The organism is Arcobacter aquimarinus, assembly GCF_013177635.1.
Taxonomy (GTDB): domain Bacteria; phylum Campylobacterota; class Campylobacteria; order Campylobacterales; family Arcobacteraceae; genus Aliarcobacter; species Aliarcobacter aquimarinus.
Map to the genome: position 1 here is coordinate 1,815,238 of NZ_CP030944.1, position 21,474 is coordinate 1,836,711.

Here is a 21,474-nt window from a genome sequence, read left to right on the forward strand (position 1 = left end):
TATGCTAGATAAAGTAACACAAGAAAATGCAAATGAATCAAATCAAATAAAAATAATTGCACAAGAAGTATCACAATTAGCCCATGAATTACTAACAGATGCAAAAACAAAAAAATTTAACTAAAAGGATAAAAAGATGTCTATAAATAAAGAAACAATATTAGATAAAAATACATTTTTAGTTAGTGAAACAGATGTAAAAGGAATAATAAGATTTGCAAATGAGGATTTTTGTAAAATAGCAGAATATACATTAGATGAATTGCTAGAACAACCACATAGTATGGTAAGACATAAAGATATGCCTAAAAAAGCATTTAAATCTCTTTGGGATACAGTACAAAAAGGTGAAACTTGGACAGGATATGTAAAAAATGCTACAAAAAGTGGAGGATATTACTGGGTGTTTGCGACAGTATATCCATTTGAAAGTTGTGATGGAACAAAAGGATATTTATCTTGTAGAAAAAGAGCAACACCTGAAGAAATAAAAAAAGCTGAAGCTCTTTATGAAATTTGGAGAAGAGAAGAAAAACAAATTTAGCACTAATAAACAAAATTTTTCACAATAATTAAGAAGATTTAATTAAAAAAAAGTTCTACAATTTCTAAATAATTTATAAAATTTCTAAAAAGGAAAAGTAGATGGCAAAAATAAAAAAAGTGCTTATTGCAAATAGAGGAGAAATTGCTCTTAGAATCATCAGAGCTTGTAAAGAACTTGATATTGCAAGTGTTGCAATATTTTCAGAAGTTGATGTGGAAGGTATTTGGGTTAGAAAAGCTGATGAGTGTTATCCTATAATGGGAGATGTTGTTCAAGCTTATTTAAATTTTGACAAAATTATTTCAATTGCAAAAAAAGCCTCTTGTGATGCTATTCACCCTGGATATGGATTTTTGAGTGAAAATGCTGATTTTGCAAGAGCTTGTGAAGAAAATGGCATAATTTTCATTGGACCAAAACCTGAACATATAGAACTTTTTGGAGATAAAATGGCTTCAAAAGTTGCTATGAAAAAAGTTGGTGTTCCTGTTCTTGAAGGAACTGATGAACCAATTACAAATATTGAAGATGGGGCTAAAATAGCAAAAGAGATTGGATTTCCTATTATCATAAAAGCTGCTTTTGGTGGTGGTGGAAGAGGAATGAGAATCGTAAAAGAACAAAAAGATTTCAAAGAGATGTATGAAAGTGCCACAAACGAATCTATGAAATATTTTGGAAGAGATGAAGTATTTATTGAAAAATATGTAGAAAATCCAAGACATATTGAGATTCAAGTAATTGCTGATAAATATGGGAATGTTCTTCATTTAGGTGAAAGAGATTGTTCAATTCAAAGAAGACATCAAAAAGTTATTGAAATTGCTCCAAGTCCAAGATTAAATAATCAAACAAGAAAAGAACTTTATAGAATTGCCACAAAAGCTATGTTTAAACTTGGATATGAAAGTGTAGGAACAGTTGAATTTTTAGTTGATGCCAATGATAATATCTATTTTATAGAGATGAATACAAGAGTTCAAGTAGAACACCCTGTAACTGAAACAATAACTGGTGTTGATATAATTCAAAGAATGATAGAAATAGCAGAAGGTGATAAACTTCAATTCTTACAAGAAGAGATACAATTTAGAGGATACTCTATTGAATTTAGAATAAATGCGGAAAACCCTCAAAAAAACTTTATGCCATCAACAGGAACTGTAAATAAATACTTAACTCCTGGAGGTCCTGGTGTTAGAATTGATACAAGTATTTATACAGGATATAAAGTTCCTGCAAATTATGATTCTATGATTGGAAAATTAATTGTTTGGTCTTTGACTTGGGAAGGTGCAGTTAAAAAAGCAAAAAGAGCATTAGATGAATTTTATATTGAAGGATTCCCTACAAATATTCCATTACATAGAGAAATTGTAAAAGATGAAGATTTTAAAAATGGAACATTTAATACAAGTTATTTAGATAAAAAAATGCAAACTTTTACTTTAAATAGCGAAGAAAATATCAAATTAGAAGAAGAAAAAATTGCAAATATTATGAAGTTTATTGAAACAATAAATAAAAATAATGTTAAGGTAAAACAATAATTTGAAATAAAAAAGAGGTATAACCCTCTTTTTTATTTAATACAAACTTGCGATAATAACTCTATTTCTTCCAGTTTTTTTTGCTTCATATAAAGATTCATCTGCTCTTTTTATAGTTTTTAGAACATCTTCATCATCTCTATATATAGTAGCACCTATAGAACAAGTTTTATTACCAACTGTTTGGAAATTATATTTTTCTATAGAGTTTCTTAGATTTTCCAAAATCTTTTCTAAATTTTCAGGGTCATTTAACTCTAAAATCAAAATAAACTCTTCTCCTCCCCAACGAACAAGAATATCATTTTTTCTTGAGCATTTTTGAATTACTTGAACAAATTCAATTAAAAATAAATCTCCAATATCATGACCAAATCTATCATTTACATCTTTAAAATAATCTATATCTAAAATAGCTAAAGCTAATTTTGTATTATTTAACTTACAATTATCTATAAATCTTTTATAATTATTTTCAAAAAATTCTCGATTATATGTGTTAGTTAATTTATCATGTAATACTTTTTCTTCTAAATATATATTTTCTAAAACTGTTTGTGAAATATCTGTAAAACTAACTATTTTTGTTTCATCATCAAAGCTATTAACTGAAACAGAAAATAGATACTCTAAAGAATCTTTTCCTTTCATACAAACAACTCTTTTTGATTCTTCAAGTTCTAAAATTTTATCTGACCAAATCTCATTTTCATTTATCTTTTTTAGATGAAAAAATCTATCATTTTCAATAAAAAATTCACAAATACATTTATGTTTTTCTTTAAAATCAATAAGATTTTTAAATCCTAAAAAATTAAAAAACTTTTGATTAGCAAATTTTATCTCTTTTCCATTTGTTAAAATAACAATATTATTTTGTGTTTCAATTAATTTTTCAAGATTTTTATATGACTCTTCTAACTTATTTCTTATTCTAAGCTTTTCAGTGATATCTCTTGTTGAAGCATAAATATAATCTTTTCCATCTATTTCAATTTTAACGGCAGTAATTGATGCATTATAAAATGAACCATCTTTTCTTTTATGTACCCTTTGTAAGGAAATAATTTCACTATTTATATTTGAAATTATTTCTTTAAACTCTTCAACATTTTTTAAATCCACATCAATATCAACAATAGTTAGAGTTTTCATTTCAATATCATTATAAGCTAGATTTTTTTGAGTTTGATGACTATATTCTAAAATTTCACTTGTATCAATATCAACAACAAATACAGCATCAGAAGATAATTTCAATAAAGTTTCATACTTTATTTTTTCTTTCAAAATTTGATTCATCAACTCTTTTTGTTTATTTATTGATAACTGTTCTTTCAAGTAATTTTTTCTTACAACTAAGAAAAACAAAAAAGCACTTAAAATAAATAAAAATACCAATATTGAAACTATTATTAAATTTCTTTTCCATTGCTTTAAATACTCTTCTTGAGATAAAGCGACTTGTACATAAAAAGGATATTTATCTATTACTATAAAACTTGCAACCCTTTTTTCATTATCTGTAGAAGCTATATATTCTAAACTACTTGTTTTTTCACCTGCTCTTATTCTTACTGAAATATCATTATTTAAAGGTAATTGTTTATTTATTTCAGATTCATTAATTGGATATTTTGAAATTAAAGTTGTATCATCACTTCTTCTTAACAAAGCAACACCATTTTTTCCAGTATCAATAGAAGATAAAACACTATTTATTGTTTCAAGATCTATTAAAACACTAACAGCTCCTATTAGCTCTTTTTTAGTATCTCTTATAGCTAAAAGTTGAGCTAAAGAGTTTTTATTGGTTGTTCTTGAAACTATAACATCTGAAAAACTAAGCATCAAATCTTTATTATTTTTAAGTTCTAAAAAGTGTCTTCTATCAGATAGATTTATTTTATTGTGTAAAGTATTAGAAGAATAAATAATATTTCCATCTTTATCTAAATAATTTATAACACTAATATTTTTAAAATTATTTATCAAAAAATTAAATTTTGAAGCTATAAATTCTTGTTTTTCTTCACTATTTAATTTTTTTTCATTAGAAAGATTTTTAACAATATTTTCTGCTAATTTTAAAATATTATTAGCTTGGTCAAAATCATTTTCTAGTTTTTTTGTAAGTATAGTTGTTAAATTGTTTGTTATTGTTATTGCATTTTTAATAGCTTTTTTATATTCAAAATAAACTTGAAATAAAGCTATAATAATAACAATAAAGATAGAAAATATGAACCAGCTATAAGTGAAATTTTTTATATTAAAAGAATTATTATTCAAATTTAAAGAGCCTTTTTTATATTAAATATACATTGTATTTTATAATAGGTTAATTACATATTAAAATAAATTACAAGTTTTTATAGTTAAATATAGTTTATTCTAATCAAAACAATGTCAAAATAAACTTATGAAAGATTTAAAAAGTACAATTATTAAAACTATTATTAGTGCTATTATTTTATTAATAGCTTTTAAATATCTTGAAAAAAAACCTGATGTTCCAACATTTAATATAACTATTTTTAAAAAAGAGGATTCAAGTGAGCCACCTATGCCACAAAAACTCAAATGGCATGACCCTTTTAAAGGAGTTGAGAATCTTCCTTCTAAACCAACTCCTAAAGAGTAACTATTTTTTAGTTTGATACAAGTTTTAATCCAACGATTGAGGCAACTAGTGTAAATAAGAAAAATAATCTTAGAAATCCTGCTGGTTCATTGTAAAAAAATATTCCTATTATTATAGTTCCAACAGCACCTATTCCTGTCCAAACAGCGTAAGCTGTTCCAACGGGAATAGTATTTATAGCTTTTGTTAGAAAATAAAAACTTAAAACCATACAAGTTAAAAATATTATAGTTGGTATTGGTTTTGTAAAACCTTGAGTTAATTTCATAGTAGAAGCAAAACCTATTTCTAAAATTCCTGCTAAAATCAAATAACTCCAAGCTGACATACTAATTTACCTCTTTTTCAAAAATTCTATCTAGAGTTGAAATGGCTAAGTATTTATCAAAATATGCCTTATTAAAACCTTGCTTTGCTTGTGTTAATAAATAGTTTGCATCTGTTAAATCGGTAGTTGTTGAAATACCCTCATCAAATCTATTTTTTACAATTTCATAATTTTCTTGAGCTTGTAAAAGTGCTAATTTTGAAGTTTCAAGATTTTGTAATGCCACTTCTAAATTTGATTTTGCATTTTCATATTGCAGTTTTATTTCTAATTTTGTTTTACTTAATAAAGAGTTAGCACTTAAATATTTAGTTTTATAAATAGTTACCATTGAGTCATCATAACCACCATTAAACAAGTTCCAAGTAGCATTTACTTTAGCAATATTTTGATTATCTTCACCTGTTTTGATACTATTTGATGAAAAACCATCATAATATTTATTATGAGAAACCAAAGCATCTACTTTTGGATAAAATCCTGCTTTTGCTGATTTTTCTAACTCTTTTATAGATTTTAGATTAAACAATAAAGCTTGTATTTCACTTCTATTTTCAAGCAATGATTCATCATAATTTGAAATTTGTATTGATTCTTCATCTAATTTTTCAATTGTTTCATTTGTTAAATCAACTCCACCTAAAATATTTGATAACTCAAATTTTGCAACATTTAAATCACCTTGTACTTTTACAACATTTTGTTTTGCATTTGACATATTTACTTGAACTTGTAATAAATCATTTTTTGCAATTATTCCTTGTTCATATCTATTTTTAGAATCTTCATACTGTTGCTTAAAAAGTTTATATGCACTCTCATACGTTTCTTTTGCATTTTGTTTATCCAAATAGTTTAAATATGCACTTTTTGTATTTAAAACAATATCTTGTTTTGTAGCATTTAAACTATATGAAGAGGCTTTTGCTAAATATTGTGAAGACTCTTTTAAAGCTAAATCTTTAAATCCATTAAATAAGTTATACGATAATGCTATTGAAGCTGTTGCACTTTGATCTTCAACTCCTGTATTTGGTTTATCTATATCAGTATAAGAATAAGAAGCATCCAATTTTGGCAAATAATTTGACTTATTTAAATTTACGTTTTCTAAACTTTCATAATAATCATAACTTTTACTTTGAATATCAAAGTTATTTTTCAAAGCTGTTTGAACAGCTTCATCAAGAGTTAAAGCATTTAAATTAACAGCTAAAAAAGCTGTTAATGATAAAGTTATTAATTTTATTTTTTTCATAATCTTTTCCTTTTATGCCTTACTTAAATCTATTGTTTCAACTTTTTTACCTTTTGAAACTCTTTGTTCTAATTTGATGAAAAACATCAATAAAGCAGGTGTAACAAAAATTGTAAAAATAGTAGAAAAAGCTAAACCACCTGTAATAACAGAACCTAGTCCTCTATAAAACTCACTTCCTGGACCTGGAATTAAAACTAAAGGAAGCATTCCAAAAATAGAAGTTAAAGAACTCATATAAATAGGTCTTATTCTTGTTCTTGTAGCTTCAATAACTGCTCTTTTATGTTCGTATCCTTCATCTCTTATCAGATTTAAACTTTGATGAACAATCAAAATTGCATTATTTACAACAATTCCTACTAAAATAATAAATCCAAGCATTGTTAATACATCAAGTGGCTGTGGCTCTAAAAACTTATTTGTTAAAGCAAGTCCGATAAACCCACCAGCAGTTGCAAGTGGAACAGTGAACATAATAACTATTGGATATAAAAAGTTTCCAAATAACGCTGACATTAATAAATAAACAATAACTAATGCAAGTAAAAAATTCAGACTTAACATTCCTATTGTTTCAGTTAATTTATCAGCTGTTCCACTAATACCAATAGTTAAATTATCTGGAATTTTTCCTTCACTTTTTAATTTTTCAATCATCACATCTAAAATACCCATCGTTTCTTGAATAGTCATATTATTAGGTGGTGTAATTTGTAAAGTAATTGTTCTTTTACCATCTAAGTGTCTAATCTCACTAATTCCTGTTGTTGCTTGGGCACTTGCCAAAGAAGAAAAAGGAACTAAAGAGCCATTTGGAACAACAACTAATGAAGATAATATATCTTCAGGTGTTTTAATCTGCTCATCATTTGCTTTTAAAACTAAATCTATTTTTTTCTTACCATCTTGTTCAAAATCTGATATTTTTCTACCACTCATCAAAACATCAGCCATAATTCCTAAATCATTAGAACTTAAATCCAATGCTTTTAAAGAATCTTGATTTGGTTTAATTCTAACTTCTGGATAAAGTAACTCAATAGATGGAACAGGTCTTACTTGTGCTCCTTGTATAGCTTGAGAACTAGCCATAAATAAAGTTGCTCCAACATTTGCTATCTCTTCTATTTTTTCACCACTTATATCTATATTTACAGTTTTTCCTTCACCTATTCCACTTTCAAAAACTCCTGATTGAAGAGAAACTCCAAAAACAGAAGGCATAGAATTGATAATAGGTCTAAAAAATGGTATTAACTCTTTTGCTCTATCTTCATGCATTGATGTTCCACCAAAAAGATTAAAATCTCCAAATGAAACAAAAAATGCTCTATTTATTCCAGGAACTCCATCTACATCTTTTCCAATATTTGGCTCAACACTCTTCATCAAGTAAGCTCCCATGTTATATCTTTCTTCATAAGAAAGCCCAGGAGGTGTTATTAGAATATTAAAAATCAAGTTTTTATTTCCTTGAGGTAAATAGTCCATTTTTGGAAATAATGCCCAAATAGTTAAAACAGAAAAAAGTGCCAAACTTGAAATTGTTATAACTTTTGTCATTACAGATTTCAGTGACCAATTAACAAATCTCATAAAAACTTTTACAATTCTATTTCCAAAATTTGTAAGATTACTCTCTCCTCTTGGCTCTTTTCCACTAATACTTGCAAACTTTTTCCAAAGCATCGGAATAACAGAAATAGAAACAAATAAAGAGAAAGTTACAGCAGCAACAACTGCAATTGCAATATCTTTAAATAACTGACCTGCTTCGTCTTGTAAAAAAACAATAGGTAAAAAAACAGCCATAGTTGTAGATGCACTAGCTATTAATGCTCCCCAAACCTCTTTTGTACCTTTATAAGCAGCTTCAGAAATACTCATTCCCTCTTTTCTATGCCTATCAATATTTTCAAGAACAACAATAGCACTATCAACAAGCATACCAACAGCAAAAGAGATTCCAGCAAGTGAAATAGTATTTAAACTTCTTCCCATTGATTCAAGTATAATAAATGTTCCAATAACAGAAATAGGAATAGCAACAGCAACAACAGCCGTTGGAGAAACCGCTCTTAAAAATAAAATCAAGATAAATACAGCTAAAACACCACCAATAATAATATTTTGTTTAACTAAATCAACAGAACCTACAATATAAGGTCTTTGGTCATACAACCATTTTATATTTAAAGCCTCTTTTTTTAAAATATTTTCATTTAGTTCATTCACTACTTTTTCAACATCATTTGTTAATTGAACAATATTTGCATCAGCGCTTGGTTGAACTCCTAAAAATATTCCATCTTTTCCTAAAAACATGGCTACTGTACTTGGAGTTTCATATCCAAAATCAACTTTTGCAATATCCCCAACTCTTACTCTTTGTTCTTGATTAGAAACTAAAATAATATCTTCTATATCTTGAGGCGTAGTAAATTTGTGAACAGTTCTTATTCTATAAGCACGTCTTCCCATATTTAAAGTTCCAGCTGAAACATCGATATTTTCACTTTGTAAAATACCAATAACTTGTGGAATTGTAAGATTAAATGCAGCTAATTTATTTACATCAAGATTTATCTGCATCTCTTGTTCTCTTCCACCTCCTCCCATAGTTCCAGCAACACCATCAACTCTTTTGATAATAGGTTTTATTTCATTTTCAAAAAAAGTTTTATATTCATCAATGTGTCTATTATTTTCTTCTAAAGTTTGTAACATCATCCAAATAACTGGACTTGCCGTTGCTGTTTCGATAATTGGTTCATCAACATTATCAGGATAAGAACTAACTTCATTTAATTTATTTGAAACATCTTGAAGTGCTACTCGAATATCAGTTCCAAGTTTAAAAGTAAGCGTTATTTCACCTGAATTATCAGAAGAAGATGATTCATATTCGACTAAATTATTCAAACTTTTTAAAGCATCTTCTTGCTCTTCTATAATCTCTCTTTCTATTTCATAAGGAGTTGCACCTGGCCATACTGTTGTGATTTTAATCTCTGGTTTTGTAACATTTGGAGTTAATTGATAAGGTAAATTACCCAATGAAATTAATCCAAATAAAACAACAATTAAAACAGCAACAATAATAGTTACAGGATTTTTAATTGAAAATTTTATTAAATCCATATTTATTCCTATTTATTCAAAATTTGAACTGGCATATCAGGGAAAATTCTCTCATTACCTTTTGTAACCAATTGCATTCCATCAACTAACCCATTTGCTTCAATAGCTACATTTGTTCCTGAATAAGTGATTATTTTAACAGGTATCATCACAGCTTTATTTTCAACAACTGCAAAAATCACATCCATATCAAATCTTTTTATAACAGCATCTCTGTTTATTACTAAAGCTTCACTTTTTGAATCTTTAGCAAATTTTATTTTTGCACTTGCTCCATCAAAAACAAAACCATCAAAACTCTCTGCTTTAAATCTTACAGGAAAAGTTCTAGTTAATTTATCTCCACTTGGAATAGCTGCAAATAAAGTAGCTTTTAAAGTTTTATTAGCAACCTCTACATCATAAACATCACCACTTTTTAAACCATCTATAAATGAAATAGGAAGATTAAATACTATCTCTAACTCTTGTGTGTTTACTATTGTTGCTACTTGTGTTCCTTGATTTAACCACTCATTTAAATTTATATTTTTTTCAACAATAACACCTGAAAATGGTACTTTTATAGTTTTTTTAGATTTTTGAATATTTAATTCATTTAATTTTGCTTTAGCAGAAATGAAATTTTGATTTGCCACATCAAAATCTGTTTTAGAGTCATCAAAAACTTTTTGAGCAATAGATTTTTTTTCAACTAATGCCATATATCTTTCATAATTCTTTTTTGCATTTTTTAGCTGAACTTCATACATATTAACTTCTGCTTGTAAAGCTTTTATTTGTGCATCTAAAATATCAGAATCAATATTTACTAAAACCTCATCTTTTTTTACTTTTTGCCCAACTTCAAAATTTATTTTTTTAATAAGTCCTGAACTTTCACTTGCAATTTTTGATTTTTTATCAAAATTTACAGTTCCTACAAACTCTTGTAAATCATTTATTTCTTGCTTTTTTAAAGTTTCAACTTCAACCAATGAAGCTTTTGGTGCTTCTTGTGCATTTAAAACACAAAAAGCAAAAACCGTACTTAATAATATTTTTTTTAACATTCTTTACCTTTATATTTTTATTACTAATTTATGAACAATTTTATGAACAATTGGAGCTACAATTGTTATTATAGGAAATGCACAAGCAAAAGCTATAAGAAATGCTTTTATCCATATTGATATAAAATTCTCTACAAAGCCCACATTTATATATGTAATTATAAAACTCATGATAAAACTCATAAACATTCCCATAAAAAATGCGAAAACTACTCTTTCATACTTTTTATTTATCATCTCTTACCTCTATTAAATCAAATAAGTTATCTATAAATCTTTTACAAACATCTGACACATCGAAATTCTCTTGTGTCATTTTTTGTAAAACCAAACCTTTTTCAAAAACCAATAATCCATCTATAAAATTTTTAGCTTGTGGTATTAACTCATTACTTTTTATACCCTCATTAATAACATTTTCTAACTGTTCTTTAAAAAATATATGACAAGTATCGTTGTATTTTTTCATTAGTTGATTATCATCACTTAAAACAATTGATAAATAATCTTTATAAGCATTAAATTGTTTCATATTTTCATCGCTATCATCTAAAACAAATTTGAAAAAATAGTAAATTTTTTCTTTTGTACTTTTTGTATTTTTTATTACTTTTAAAAATTCTTGATGATACTCTTCAATACTAATATTTATTATTTCAAAAACAATGTCATATTTATTTTCAAAATATTCATAAATAGTACCTTTTCCTATTCCTGCTATTTTTGCAGCTTGTGCAACTGTTAATTTTCTTATTCCAACTTCAAAAATTAAATCTTTACACGAAATAGCTATTTCTCTTCTTTTTTGCTCTTTATCTACAACTTTTGGTGCCATTATTACCTCTAAAAATATAGATTTATTTATTGACTGACGGTCGGTCAAGGATGGAAGTATACACATAAAAACTTAATTTTTTTTAAATTATTGACCATTGGTCAAAATAAGAGGAATACTCTTATTTATGAAGAACAACTAAGTTTTATGTTTGAATATTTCATAGGTGTTGGTTGGGCATATCTTTCAAAATTTTTATGTTCATCAAAAGGATTTTGAGCGATTTTTAGTAAGTCATTTACCAAAGTATAGTCACCTTCATGAGCTTTTTCTATAGCTTCTTGAATGATATAGTTTTTTAAAATATATTTTGGATTTACTTTTTTCATAATTTCGTATCTTGACTCAAAAGTTGTATTTTGTTCATTACACACTTTTTCATAACTCTCAAACCATTTTTTGAGTGGCTCTTGAAAAACTGCAATATCCAAAATAGAACTCAAATCATCAAAAGATTTTAGATTTGTAAGTCTATAAAAGAAAACATTATAATCCATCTTTGAACTTTCCAAACTTCCTAAAAGTTCCAAAATCAAATAAAGATTTCCATTTCCACTTTTTGAAGCATCTAAACCTAATCTTTTATTCATAAGTTCTAAATAGACTTTTTCATGTTGTGGCAAAAAAGTTTTCATATACTCTTTTAGTCTATTTTCATCACAAATTCCAGCTAGAGCATTTGCTAAAACAAGTAAATTCCATCTTGCTATGTATGGTTGATTGTTGTATGAGTATCTTCCCTCTTCATCTGTATGATTACAAATAGAATTTTTTTCAAAATAATCCATAAAAGCAAATGGACCATAATCAATACTAAGACCTGCAACTGAAAAATTATCTGTATTCATAACTCCATGTTGAAAACCATAAACCTGCCATAAAGTCAAAAGTTCAGCACTTTTATCTACCAAAGAATAAAACATTTTTTCATATTTGTTTTTTTCATCTTTTAGATGAGGATATGATTGATTTATCACATAATTAGCTAATAAACTAAGATTCTCTTTTGCATTTTTTGTTCTTGCAAAAAACTCAAAAGTTCCTATTCTTATCCAAGAAGGTGACATTCTAAGAACAATAGCACATGATTCTTCTTCCCAATCTCTATGGGCAAAAGTTTGAGAATCAATAATTGCTAAAGCTCTTGTTGTTGGAATATTTAAAGCGTGCATGTGTTCACTTATCAAATACTCTCTAATTGATGAACGCAAAACTGCTCTTCCATCTCCTCTTCTTGAATAACGTGTAAGTCCTGAACCTTTTGTTTGTAAATGCCAAGCATTTACGCTACCAAGATTTATAGCTCTTCCATCTCCTAGTTGTGGTACAAAATAACCAAACTGATGACCGGCATAAACCATACTATATGGAATACTTCCATTTAATACTTTTGTTCCATTCATAAACTCTAAAAACTCTTCTGTTTCACACTCTTTATAGTCTAAGCCTATCAAGTCACAAGCTTTTTTATTAAAAGATACAAGTTTTGGATTTTTTAGTGGTGTTGGTTTTACTTTTTGGTATAAGTTTTCATCAAACTCAAAGTAATCAACTTCTAGTTTTAGCTCATTTAATTTCATAGTTTTTCTCTTTTTTTAATCTCTATTTATTATATATAACAACTTTATTTCTTCCTGAGTTTTTCGCTTCATATAAAGCAATATCTGCAAATCTGTAAATTTCATCGCAACTATAATTCATTTCTAATTTATAATTAAATACACCCAAAGAAACTGTTACAAAACCTATATTCTCATTTCTTAAATGCTCTATTCTTTTGTTTAAGACTTCTTTTCTTATTTTTTCTGTGTATCTTATAATTTTTGATAAACTTAAAGTTGGTGTGATTGATGTAATTATTGCAAATTCTTCACCACCTAATCTAAAAGCAAAATCATTTGTTCTTCTCGAATTTATTTTTAATATTTCTGCTATTTGTTTTAAAACTTGATCACCTTTTAAATGTCCATATAAATCATTATATTTTTTGAAATTATCCACATCTATCATTATAAAAACTAAGTTTTTTTTATCTCTTCTTACTCTATTTCTTTCATTTTCCAAAGTCTGTTTAAAAAATCTTTTATTATATAAACCTGTTAAATCATTTGTTATACTTAAAAGTTCAACATATTTCTTTTCTGTAATATCTTGTCTTTTAGCAGCATAGCCAATAATTTCTTGATTTTCATTTCTTTTAGGAAATATTATTGTTTTATACCAAATATCATTTCCTAATTTATCCAAACATTTCAATTCGCCTACCCAACTGTTACCATTGAGAAGATTTTTCCAAATCTCTTTATATTTTGTATTATCTTCCATTGGATGTTTAAAAATAGAATGCTTTTTTCCTATTAATTCCTCTTTTTTAAATCCAACTAAATGACAAAACGAATCACTTATATCTACTATTTTACCTTCTAAATCTGTTTCTGAATAAAATGAGAATTCTTTAAAAGGTTTTATAAATAATTTTAATTCCCTTATTTTTTCTTTATAATGAAAACTTCTTTTATTTTCATCTAATTTTTCTATCAACATTTTTAACTTATCAAAATCAAAAGGTTTTTCTAATACACTTAAAATATTTAATTCAGAGAATTCTTTCAAAGATACTTTTAAGTCTAAATTATTTGAAGTTATTATAATAGGAATATCTTTTTTTAAATTTCTTATCTCTTTTAAATAAGATAAAATATCCAATTCTAAATGATTTAATTCCGTTATAATCAACTCTACTTCATTTGATTCTTTTAAACATAATAAAGCATCTATTACACTCTCTATCAAAATAATTTCATGAGTAGTTTTTGAACAATGTTTATCTATACAAGCAATTAATTTTTTATCATTCTCAACATATAAGATTTTCAAGATTAACCTTTTTAGACTTTAGTTTTTGATTTAACATTACTTTTACCTTCAAACTCCTTTGCATCTGCATTATTTACAACAAGCTTTGCTATTTCATCTGTTAATATTGCTACATCATGAGTTTGAGAAGCTATTTGTGCATTTTGTTGAGTCTGTTGGTCTAGGCTAGTTAAAGCATCATTAATTTGCTCAATTCCAGAAAGTTGTTCTTTACTAGATACTTCTATATCACTAATTAGATTAATTGTATAAGAAATATTTTCATTTAACTCTTTATAACCTTTTATCATATCATTAGATATATTTTTCCCTTGATTAGCTTTTGAAGTTGCATTTTCTACTATTGTTTTTATCTCCTTAGCTGCTTCAGCACTTCTTGATGCTAAATTTCGTACTTCTTGTGCAACAACTGCAAATCCACGTCCAGCTTCTCCAGCAGTTGCTGCTTCTACTGCTGCATTTAAAGATAAAATATTTGTTTGAAATGCTATTTGATCTATCACACTTATTGCTTCATTTATCGCATTTACTTGAGTATTTATTTCATCCATTGCAACTGTTGTTTGATTTGCTAGTTTTTCTCCATGATTAGAAGATGTAGTTACATTTTTTGAATAATTAGCCATTTTTGCAATATTTTGTGTATTATTTCTTATATTTGCAGTAATTTGTTCAAGTGAGGCTGCTGTTTGTTCTAAACTTGCTGCTGCCGCAGTAGAATTAGTGTTTAACCTATCTACATTTTCGAGTAAAATATTTGAACTTTCATCTAATGTTAATCCATTTGCCTTATTTTCTATTAACATTGCTGTAATATTTTCTTGAAGTTTATTTATTCCTTTAAATAACGTATTAAAATCACCATATACATTTTTAGTATCAAGTTTACTTAAATATTTATAATTACTAAATTCTGATAATACCTTCAAAACAACATCAATATTTTTTTTCATTTCTTTATTTAATTCATTTATTGTGGTTGCTATATAATTTAATTTTACATTTGAAGTTTTTGTATGATAAATAATATCTGTAAAATCTCCTCTTTTCATTTTTTCTGATACAAGCATTAATTCACCATAAATCAATAATTCATCATTATTTCTTTTATTTATTGTTTTACAAATAGAACTTAATTTATTTTTTATTGGTGCTTTAATTTTTGATAAACTATCTAATCTCTTTTCCACTTCATTTGGTAAACTATTTATTTCATTCTCTAAATATTTTTCAATTAAATCTAAAACTTCAACTATTATAATAGAGTCATTTGTATTTCCTAAGTAAATTCCCATTTTAAATTCCTTATTTCAAAGTTTTATAAAGTTCAAGAGCATTTAAAATCTCTTCACTAGTTGGTTTTACTCTTACTGAAATATATCTTAACTCACCATCCGAAGTTTTCGAAGGATAAGCTGTTGCATTTACCCAATAATAATCTCCATTTTTTGTTTTATTTTTTACTATACCTTTCCAAATATTTCCACTCTTTATTGTTTTCCATAAATCACCAAATGCAGCCTTTGGCATATCCTCATGCCTTACTTTATTATGATGTGATCCCATTAACTCTTCTAAACTGTATCCAGCAATTTTACAAAAATCTTCATTTGCAAACTTTATCACTCCATTGGAATCAGTTTCTGTAACTATAATCATATCTTTTTGCATTTCAATCTCATTACTCATTTATTCTCTCCTGATAAATTTTTAAATAGGATAATTTTTATCTCATATAAAAATATTACTTTAATTATTATTAACAACAACTTATAAGTGTTTGTTATGAATAAGTATTTATTACTATAATTCTCAAAAACTTCTAGGTGGTTGATTTGTTTGAAGAAAATCCTGAATATTTTTTAGATAAAGTTGTTGAGAAAGTAAAACAAGAGAGAAATCAAAGAAAGATTAGTCAATTAAAACTTGCAAATATTTTAAATTTTTCTTCTCCAAATTATATAGCAAAAATAGAGACTAGAAAACATGGAGTAAACTACAATTTAGTTCATCTTTGTAAAATTGCTAAAGCTTTCAATATGGAAGTTGTAGATTTTCTACCAAAAAAATGAGTATTTATTTTTTATTTTAAATGCTCATCAATCAAATTTCTAACACAAATATCAATCATTTCATAAACTTTATCAAATCCTTCAAAACCTTCAAAAAAGTATGGGTCAGGAACGCACTTTCCATCAAAACCAAAATCTCCTAATTTTAGTGGATTTTTACAACCTAGATTTTTTAGATTTTGAACATTACTATTATCAAGTCCAACTATTAAATCAAATTTTTTGAAATCCTCTTTTTTTACTTGTCTTGCTTTTTGTCTAGAAATATCAACACCATTTAAAAGGGCTACTTTTATAGAGTTTTCACAAGGTGCTTCACCTACATGCCAACTTCCTGTTCCTGCACTATCTATGTGTAAATCTAATTTTTTCTCTTTTATATAATTTTGCGCAACCCCTTGGGCAATTGGCGACCTACAAATATTTCCTAAACACACAAATAAAATCGATTTTACTTCCATTTTAACTCCATTTTAAAACTCATTTCCTTCTATGCTATTGTATGAATATGTTTTTATTTCACCGTTTTCAACTATATATGAAACTTCTATAGGTCTATAACAAACTTCACAATCTTCAATAACTGTTGTATGTTCAAACACTCCACAATCCAATAAAATAGAGATTGCTTGTAAACAATAAGGACATTGAATATGTATCTCTTGCATCTATTTCCTTTTATTATTTATTTAAATTATAAATATGCTACTATTTCAAAAATTTCAAAGGATATTCCATCGCTACTTGTAAAAACTGTAAAAATGAAATCGAACCTAAAAAAAGACAATGCCCCTACTGTGGTATTTTAAATCCAACTGTTACACTTAAAGATATTTTTATTGGGATGGCAATTGTTTTATTTGTGATGAGCATAGTTACTTATTTTGTAAATAACTAACTATCTTCTTATAATTGCATATAAAAACCCAATACCAAAACCAATAAAGTGAGCATACCAAGCAATTGGAAGTCCTATTAATAGTGGTGCTACCGAGATTAGTAAAACCCAAGTTATTATCCCATTTCTTTGCGTTTTATCAAAATATGCTACATATCCAAGTAAAGCACAAATAGCACCCGAAGCTCCTACTAGATTTACTTGTGGGTCTAAATAAAATATGTATAAAAAAGAGAGTAAAGAAGTAACAATTCCTGTTATAAAATAAAGAGCCACTAACTCTTTTGCACCTCTAAATCTCTCTATTAGATTTCCAAATTGCCATAAAACAAACATGTTCATACCAAGGTGAGCTATTCCTCCATGGGCAAACATCGTACTTAGTGGTTGCCACCAAAAATCATAAACTAAGAAATAGAGATTTAGTCCTAAAAATAGACCACCTTGAGAGATATTTATTTGAATTATATACATTAAAACTGTAATAATTATCAAAATATTTGTAGCTGTAAAATCTTTTTTACTGAATCTTTTTAACATTGTTTTCATATACCTTTATAGTGCAATCTATTTTTGAAGCTATCTCATTTTTATCATATAATCTAAAATCAATATAAAATTTAAATATTTCTTTTTCACCTGCTAAAAAAGAGGTCAAGATAGCTCCTGAACAAAATTTGCAATTACTTAATTTTTTATTTGCATCATTTTTATCATATTCTAAAATCTCATATTTTATGGTTAGATATTTGTTTTTATTCTCTTTAGGAGTTTTTTCAATAGCTTTTATATAATAACCATCTAATTCATCCAAAGTAATAAAATCTTCAATAATAGTATGAGTTTGCTGGGATTTTTTATAACTTCCTTCTAATTTATAAAAACCTCTATATAAAGCCTTCATAGATTCGTTTAGAAGTTCTTGATTATAAACTTTTGAAACAGAAAAAATCTCTTTTTCACAAGAAAGTGGAGTTACAATCTCTTTAGTAGGTTCTTCATAACCATCATTTAAAATATATTTTGAATATAAAACTAAAGTAATAGATATGATTACGATAGAGGCTAAAGTAAAAAAATTATTTACTATTAGACTCTGTCGTCTTGATTTGCTCATTGATTAACTAATGCCTCTTTTAAAACATCTTCTATTGTATCAACTGCTTTTATTTCCATTGAAGCTTTTACCTCTTCTGGAATTTCATCTAAATCTCTATCGAAATTTTTTCTAGGAATTAAAGCTTTTTTCATTTTTGCTTTATATGCTGCAATTAATTTCTCTTTTAATCCACCAATTGGTAAAACTTTTCCAGAAAGAGTAAGTTCTCCAGTCATTGCAACATCTGCTTTGATTGGTTTATTACTTAAAACAGAAGCTATTGTTAGTGCCATAGTTATACCAGCACTTGGTCCATCTTTTGGAGTTGCACCTTCTGGAATATGTAAGTGAATGTCATATCTTTTATAAACTTCACTTGCTTCTATCTTTTGTTTTTCCTCTTCCTCTTTTACAGTTTTTGGAATAATAGCTTCATCAATTTTTAAAGAACCCTCATCAATTAGAACTTTTACAACAGAATAAGAGATTCTTGAAGACTCTTTCATAACTTCACCTAAATTTCCAGTAACTGCTAAAGTTCCTTTTCCTTTTAGTTTAATTGCTTCAATTTTTAAAACATCTCCACCAACTGCTGTCCAAGCTAGTCCATTTGCAATTCCAACAGAATTTTTCTTATCAGCTGGGTCGATTTCAAAAATTGGATTATCTAAATATGTTTTTAAATCTTTTGTAGCAATTGTTACTTTTTCAACTGTTTCATCATTTAAAATCTGTTTTACAACTTTTCTAAATAGTTTAGAGAAAACTCTTCTTAGATTTCTAACTCCAGCTTCTCTTGTATATTTTCCTATTATCATCTCAATTGTTGCTTTATTTAGACTAACTTCTGTTTTTTTAAGTCCATGTTTTTCTAACTCTTGAGGAATTAAATAATCTTTTGCAATATGATATTTCTCATTTGGAGTATAAGAAGAAATTTCAATAAACTCCATTCTATCTCTTAAAGGGGCTGGAATTCTTCTAGCATCATTTGCAGTTGAAACAAAAATTACTTGAGATAAATCAACTGGGAAATTTAGATACAAATCTCTAAATTCATGGTTTTGTTCTGGGTCTAAAATTTCAAGCATTACTGCTGTTGGGTCACCTCTATGGTTTGCTCCTAGTTTATCAATCTCATCTAAAACCATAACAGGATTCATCTTTTTAGCGTCAATTAATCCTTTGATTAATCTTCCTGGCATTGCTCCAACATAAGTTCTTCTATGTCCTCTTAACTCATTAACATCTTCCATTCCACCAAGAGCAACTCTAATAAGTGGTCTTTGTAGTGCTTTTGATATAGAGTTTGCAAGTGAAGTTTTACCAACACCTGGAGGTCCCACAAAACACAAAACAGTACCTTTAGATTTTAAATCTTCAATATTTCTTTGTTCAAGTAGTTGTTTAACCGCAAAATATTCAGAAATTCTCTCTTTTGCTTTTACTAAAGAATAGTGGTCTTTATTTAGCTGTTCTTCTACACTTTTTACAGAGATTTTTTCATTTGCATATTCTCCAAAAGGAATATCTAAAACTTGCTCAACATAAGTTTGTAAAAGTGAAGCATCCGGAGAATCAGGGTTCATTCTACCTAATTTCTCTATCTGTTTTTTTGTCTCTTTATAAGCCTCTTTTGGCATAAACTCTTTTTTAGTTTTTAATCTTTTTTTATAAGATTTTATTTCTTCATCTTTTTGATTATCGCCACCTAGCTCTTTTTGAATAGCTTTGATTTGTTCTTTTAAAAAATAATCTTTATGAGTTTTCTCTATTTTTGAATTTACTTTTTGTGTAATCTCTTTTTGAATTTTAAATGATTCTATCTCTTTTTTAATAACTTCAATAATATCAAGTAATCTTTGTTCTATATTTGTTTGAGAAAAAAGTTTATAAGCTTCATCTTTTTTTACTTTTAAAACTGAAGAGATTAAATCAGCAATTCTTGTAGCATCATCATTCTCTTCAATAGTTTTTACTAAATCAGCTGGAAATTTTGAATTTAATCTTGATAATTTTTTTATATTGTCAATTAAAACTTCAATTACTGATTTTATACTTTGTTCATTTCCTTCTTCACTTTTTAAAATATCAACTCCTGAAAATAAAGGTTCTTCAGGATTAAAGTTTGTAATTTTACCTTTTGTTAATCCTTGAAAAAGAACTTTTATCTTTCCATCAGGTAAAGATACTTTTCTCATTATATTTCCAACAACTCCAACATCATAGAAAGAGTCAGCTTCTCTTTTCCCCTCTTTTCCATGTTTTGAAACAGTTACTACTACTAATTTGTTATGTTCAATTGCATATTCAACTGCTTTAATATTTTGCTCATTCCCTAAAAATAAAGGAGCAATCATAAAAGGATATAAAAATATATCATCTTCAATAATCAATGGTATAGTTTGTGGAAATTCATCATAATTTTCTAATTCCATTTTTATTTAACTCCTAAAAAATATTATAATTTATTAAAATTATTCAAATATTGATCTATAAAATGGTACTTTAACAGGTTCTATTTCTGCTGGATTTACCCAAGAATTCTGAACTTTTTGTTCATAAAAAGTTGCTGCAGCTTGTTTATCTTTTCTGATATAAAGTTCAGCAATTTCTTTATCCATAGAAGCCTTAGCCATATATAATCTTGAATTTATTGTATCAACTAAAGGCATATAAGGTGAATTTTTATATTTAGTTTTAAAATCTCGAATTTGTGCGATTGTATCTTCCATCAATTGCTGATCTCTAAACTGATATCTAAATCCTAAAAAGTTTGCTTTAATTTTTAAATATCTAGCATAATCAATATCTTTACTTAATCCAAATCTTTTAATGTATTCATCTAAATAAAAATTTGCTAAAGCATACTGTTCTTCGTCAATGTGAGCATTTACAAGTATTAACATAGCACTTGGAATAAATGGTGAATTTCTATGTTCACTTTCCAAAGATGTATAAGTATCATCTGCTTGGTCTAAATCTCCTGAAGATATTTGCTTCATCATTTTGTTATACCAATAAAGAGCTGGCTTATTATATTCTTGCTCCTCTTTTGAAGAACAAGCTGTGAATACAAAGGTTGCACAAGCTATTAATAATAGATTTTTCAATTTCAAACTTTTTATCATTTTAATATCCTTTCTCATGAAAGTGTTATTCTATCCAAT

20 protein-coding genes and 1 pseudogene are annotated in these 21,474 nt (G+C 26.8%); 4 read left to right on the forward strand and 17 right to left on the reverse strand.

Features of this window, described 5'->3' with window-relative positions:
- Positions 1 to 136 precede the first annotated feature (136 nt).
- Both AAQM_RS09105 and AAQM_RS09110 read left to right on the forward strand, forming a co-directional pair.
- Entirely contained in the window at positions 137 to 544 is a 408-nt protein-coding gene (locus AAQM_RS09105; protein WP_129095789.1) for a PAS domain-containing protein, read from the forward strand.
- Positions 545 to 645: 101 nt separating this feature from the next.
- Positions 646 to 2,097, forward strand: coding sequence for an acetyl-CoA carboxylase biotin carboxylase subunit (locus AAQM_RS09110; protein ID WP_129095790.1), 1,452 nt, complete (start codon positions 646 to 648; stop codon positions 2,095 to 2,097).
- Between the two features lie 36 nt (positions 2,098 to 2,133).
- On the opposite strand, the gene AAQM_RS09115 is transcribed toward AAQM_RS09110, so the two are convergent.
- Positions 2,134 to 4,389 (reverse strand): sensor domain-containing diguanylate cyclase, encoded by a 2,256-nt coding sequence (locus AAQM_RS09115; RefSeq protein ID WP_129095791.1) that lies wholly within the window; start codon positions 4,387 to 4,389, stop codon positions 2,134 to 2,136.
- Positions 4,390 to 4,519: 130 nt separating this feature from the next.
- Between AAQM_RS09115 and AAQM_RS09120 the strand changes: the two genes are divergently transcribed.
- On the forward strand, positions 4,520 to 4,741 hold the full coding sequence (locus AAQM_RS09120; RefSeq protein ID WP_129095792.1) for a hypothetical protein: 222 nt from the start codon (positions 4,520 to 4,522) through the stop codon (positions 4,739 to 4,741).
- A 7-nt stretch (positions 4,742 to 4,748) separates the two neighbouring features.
- Here the strand turns inward: AAQM_RS09120 and AAQM_RS09125 are convergent, their stop codons facing one another.
- From AAQM_RS09125 to AAQM_RS09170, 10 genes and pseudogenes are all read right to left on the reverse strand, one after another.
- A complete protein-coding gene (locus tag AAQM_RS09125; RefSeq protein WP_129095793.1) occupies positions 4,749 to 5,069 on the reverse strand; it encodes a DMT family transporter in 321 nt (106 codons plus the stop codon).
- A gap of 1 nt (position 5,070) precedes the next feature.
- Positions 5,071 to 6,327, reverse strand: coding sequence for a TolC family protein (locus AAQM_RS09130; protein WP_129095794.1), 1,257 nt, complete (start codon positions 6,325 to 6,327; stop codon positions 5,071 to 5,073).
- Positions 6,328 to 6,339: 12 nt separating this feature from the next.
- Positions 6,340 to 9,471 (reverse strand): efflux RND transporter permease subunit, encoded by a 3,132-nt coding sequence (locus AAQM_RS09135; RefSeq protein WP_129095795.1) that lies wholly within the window; start codon positions 9,469 to 9,471, stop codon positions 6,340 to 6,342.
- A gap of 8 nt (positions 9,472 to 9,479) precedes the next feature.
- On the reverse strand, positions 9,480 to 10,523 hold the full coding sequence (locus tag AAQM_RS09140; protein ID WP_129095796.1) for an efflux RND transporter periplasmic adaptor subunit: 1,044 nt from the start codon (positions 10,521 to 10,523) through the stop codon (positions 9,480 to 9,482).
- 9 nt (positions 10,524 to 10,532) lie between these two features.
- Positions 10,533 to 10,760: a DUF2798 domain-containing protein gene (locus AAQM_RS09145; protein WP_128987029.1), complete on the reverse strand. Its 228-nt coding sequence runs from the start codon at positions 10,758 to 10,760 to the stop codon at positions 10,533 to 10,535.
- The gene (locus tag AAQM_RS09150) at positions 10,750 to 11,358 is read right to left on the reverse strand and encodes a TetR/AcrR family transcriptional regulator (protein WP_164967066.1); all 609 of its coding nucleotides are present in this window, start codon (positions 11,356 to 11,358) and stop codon (positions 10,750 to 10,752) included. The genes AAQM_RS09145 and AAQM_RS09150 overlap by 11 nt, the downstream gene beginning before the upstream one ends.
- A gap of 125 nt (positions 11,359 to 11,483) precedes the next feature.
- Positions 11,484 to 12,938 carry a protein adenylyltransferase SelO gene (locus AAQM_RS09155; protein WP_129095798.1) on the reverse strand — a complete coding sequence of 485 codons (1,455 nt, stop codon included), beginning with the start codon at positions 12,936 to 12,938 and terminating at the stop codon, positions 11,484 to 11,486.
- A 22-nt stretch (positions 12,939 to 12,960) separates the two neighbouring features.
- The gene (locus tag AAQM_RS09160; protein ID WP_129095799.1) at positions 12,961 to 14,235 is read right to left on the reverse strand and encodes a diguanylate cyclase; all 1,275 of its coding nucleotides are present in this window, start codon (positions 14,233 to 14,235) and stop codon (positions 12,961 to 12,963) included.
- Between the two features lie 11 nt (positions 14,236 to 14,246).
- A pseudogene (locus AAQM_RS09165) lies at positions 14,247 to 15,182 on the reverse strand (methyl-accepting chemotaxis protein); the annotation flags it as partial.
- Between the two features lie 358 nt (positions 15,183 to 15,540).
- A complete protein-coding gene (locus AAQM_RS09170) occupies positions 15,541 to 15,924 on the reverse strand; it encodes a PAS domain-containing protein (RefSeq protein WP_129095801.1) in 384 nt (127 codons plus the stop codon).
- A gap of 146 nt (positions 15,925 to 16,070) precedes the next feature.
- Here AAQM_RS09170 and AAQM_RS09175 point away from each other — a divergent pair, with 146 nt between their 5' ends.
- On the forward strand, positions 16,071 to 16,307 hold the full coding sequence (locus tag AAQM_RS09175; RefSeq protein ID WP_129095802.1) for a helix-turn-helix domain-containing protein: 237 nt from the start codon (positions 16,071 to 16,073) through the stop codon (positions 16,305 to 16,307).
- Between the two features lie 11 nt (positions 16,308 to 16,318).
- On the opposite strand, the gene AAQM_RS09180 is transcribed toward AAQM_RS09175, so the two are convergent.
- The 6 genes from AAQM_RS09180 to AAQM_RS09205 form a co-directional block, all read right to left on the reverse strand.
- A complete protein-coding gene (locus tag AAQM_RS09180) occupies positions 16,319 to 16,768 on the reverse strand; it encodes a low molecular weight protein-tyrosine-phosphatase (protein WP_129095803.1) in 450 nt (149 codons plus the stop codon).
- Between the two features lie 12 nt (positions 16,769 to 16,780).
- The gene (locus tag AAQM_RS09185) at positions 16,781 to 16,975 is read right to left on the reverse strand and encodes a zinc ribbon domain-containing protein (RefSeq protein ID WP_129095804.1); all 195 of its coding nucleotides are present in this window, start codon (positions 16,973 to 16,975) and stop codon (positions 16,781 to 16,783) included.
- Positions 16,976 to 17,205: 230 nt separating this feature from the next.
- Positions 17,206 to 17,745: a rhomboid family intramembrane serine protease gene (locus AAQM_RS09190; RefSeq protein WP_129095805.1), complete on the reverse strand. Its 540-nt coding sequence runs from the start codon at positions 17,743 to 17,745 to the stop codon at positions 17,206 to 17,208.
- Entirely contained in the window at positions 17,726 to 18,322 is a 597-nt protein-coding gene (locus AAQM_RS09195; protein WP_129095806.1) for a hypothetical protein, read from the reverse strand. Before AAQM_RS09195 ends, AAQM_RS09190 begins: the two co-directional genes overlap by 20 nt.
- On the reverse strand, positions 18,319 to 20,742 hold the full coding sequence (lon, locus tag AAQM_RS09200; protein WP_129095807.1) for an endopeptidase La: 2,424 nt from the start codon (positions 20,740 to 20,742) through the stop codon (positions 18,319 to 18,321). The genes AAQM_RS09195 and lon overlap by 4 nt, the downstream gene beginning before the upstream one ends.
- Before the next feature lie 39 nt (positions 20,743 to 20,781).
- Positions 20,782 to 21,435 carry an outer membrane protein assembly factor BamD gene (locus tag AAQM_RS09205; protein ID WP_129095808.1) on the reverse strand — a complete coding sequence of 218 codons (654 nt, stop codon included), beginning with the start codon at positions 21,433 to 21,435 and terminating at the stop codon, positions 20,782 to 20,784.
- Between the last annotated feature and the right edge of the window lie 39 nt (positions 21,436 to 21,474).

Bases quoted from the DNA above. Each gene is read 5' to 3' on its own strand.
- lon (WP_129095807.1), bottom strand. From the start codon at position 20,742: ATGGAATTAGAAAATTATGATGAATTTCCACAAACTATACCATTGATT.
- AAQM_RS09170 (WP_129095801.1), bottom strand. From the start codon at position 15,924: ATGAGTAATGAGATTGAAATGCAAAAAGATATGATTATAGTTACAGAA.
- AAQM_RS09150 (WP_164967066.1), bottom strand. From the start codon at position 11,358: ATGGCACCAAAAGTTGTAGATAAAGAGCAAAAAAGAAGAGAAATAGCT.
- AAQM_RS09180 (WP_129095803.1), bottom strand. From the start codon at position 16,768: ATGGAAGTAAAATCGATTTTATTTGTGTGTTTAGGAAATATTTGTAGG.
- AAQM_RS09185 (WP_129095804.1), bottom strand. From the start codon at position 16,975: ATGCAAGAGATACATATTCAATGTCCTTATTGTTTACAAGCAATCTCT.
- AAQM_RS09120 (WP_129095792.1), top strand. From the start codon at position 4,520: ATGAAAGATTTAAAAAGTACAATTATTAAAACTATTATTAGTGCTATT.
- AAQM_RS09135 (WP_129095795.1), bottom strand. From the start codon at position 9,471: ATGGATTTAATAAAATTTTCAATTAAAAATCCTGTAACTATTATTGTT.
- AAQM_RS09205 (WP_129095808.1), bottom strand. From the start codon at position 21,435: ATGATAAAAAGTTTGAAATTGAAAAATCTATTATTAATAGCTTGTGCA.
- AAQM_RS09190 (WP_129095805.1), bottom strand. From the start codon at position 17,745: ATGTTAAAAAGATTCAGTAAAAAAGATTTTACAGCTACAAATATTTTG.
- AAQM_RS09155 (WP_129095798.1), bottom strand. From the start codon at position 12,938: ATGAAATTAAATGAGCTAAAACTAGAAGTTGATTACTTTGAGTTTGAT.
- AAQM_RS09130 (WP_129095794.1), bottom strand. From the start codon at position 6,327: ATGAAAAAAATAAAATTAATAACTTTATCATTAACAGCTTTTTTAGCT.
- AAQM_RS09110 (WP_129095790.1), top strand. From the start codon at position 646: ATGGCAAAAATAAAAAAAGTGCTTATTGCAAATAGAGGAGAAATTGCT.
- AAQM_RS09195 (WP_129095806.1), bottom strand. From the start codon at position 18,322: ATGAGCAAATCAAGACGACAGAGTCTAATAGTAAATAATTTTTTTACT.
- AAQM_RS09145 (WP_128987029.1), bottom strand. From the start codon at position 10,760: ATGATAAATAAAAAGTATGAAAGAGTAGTTTTCGCATTTTTTATGGGA.
- AAQM_RS09125 (WP_129095793.1), bottom strand. From the start codon at position 5,069: ATGTCAGCTTGGAGTTATTTGATTTTAGCAGGAATTTTAGAAATAGGT.
- AAQM_RS09140 (WP_129095796.1), bottom strand. From the start codon at position 10,523: ATGTTAAAAAAAATATTATTAAGTACGGTTTTTGCTTTTTGTGTTTTA.
- AAQM_RS09105 (WP_129095789.1), top strand. From the start codon at position 137: ATGTCTATAAATAAAGAAACAATATTAGATAAAAATACATTTTTAGTT.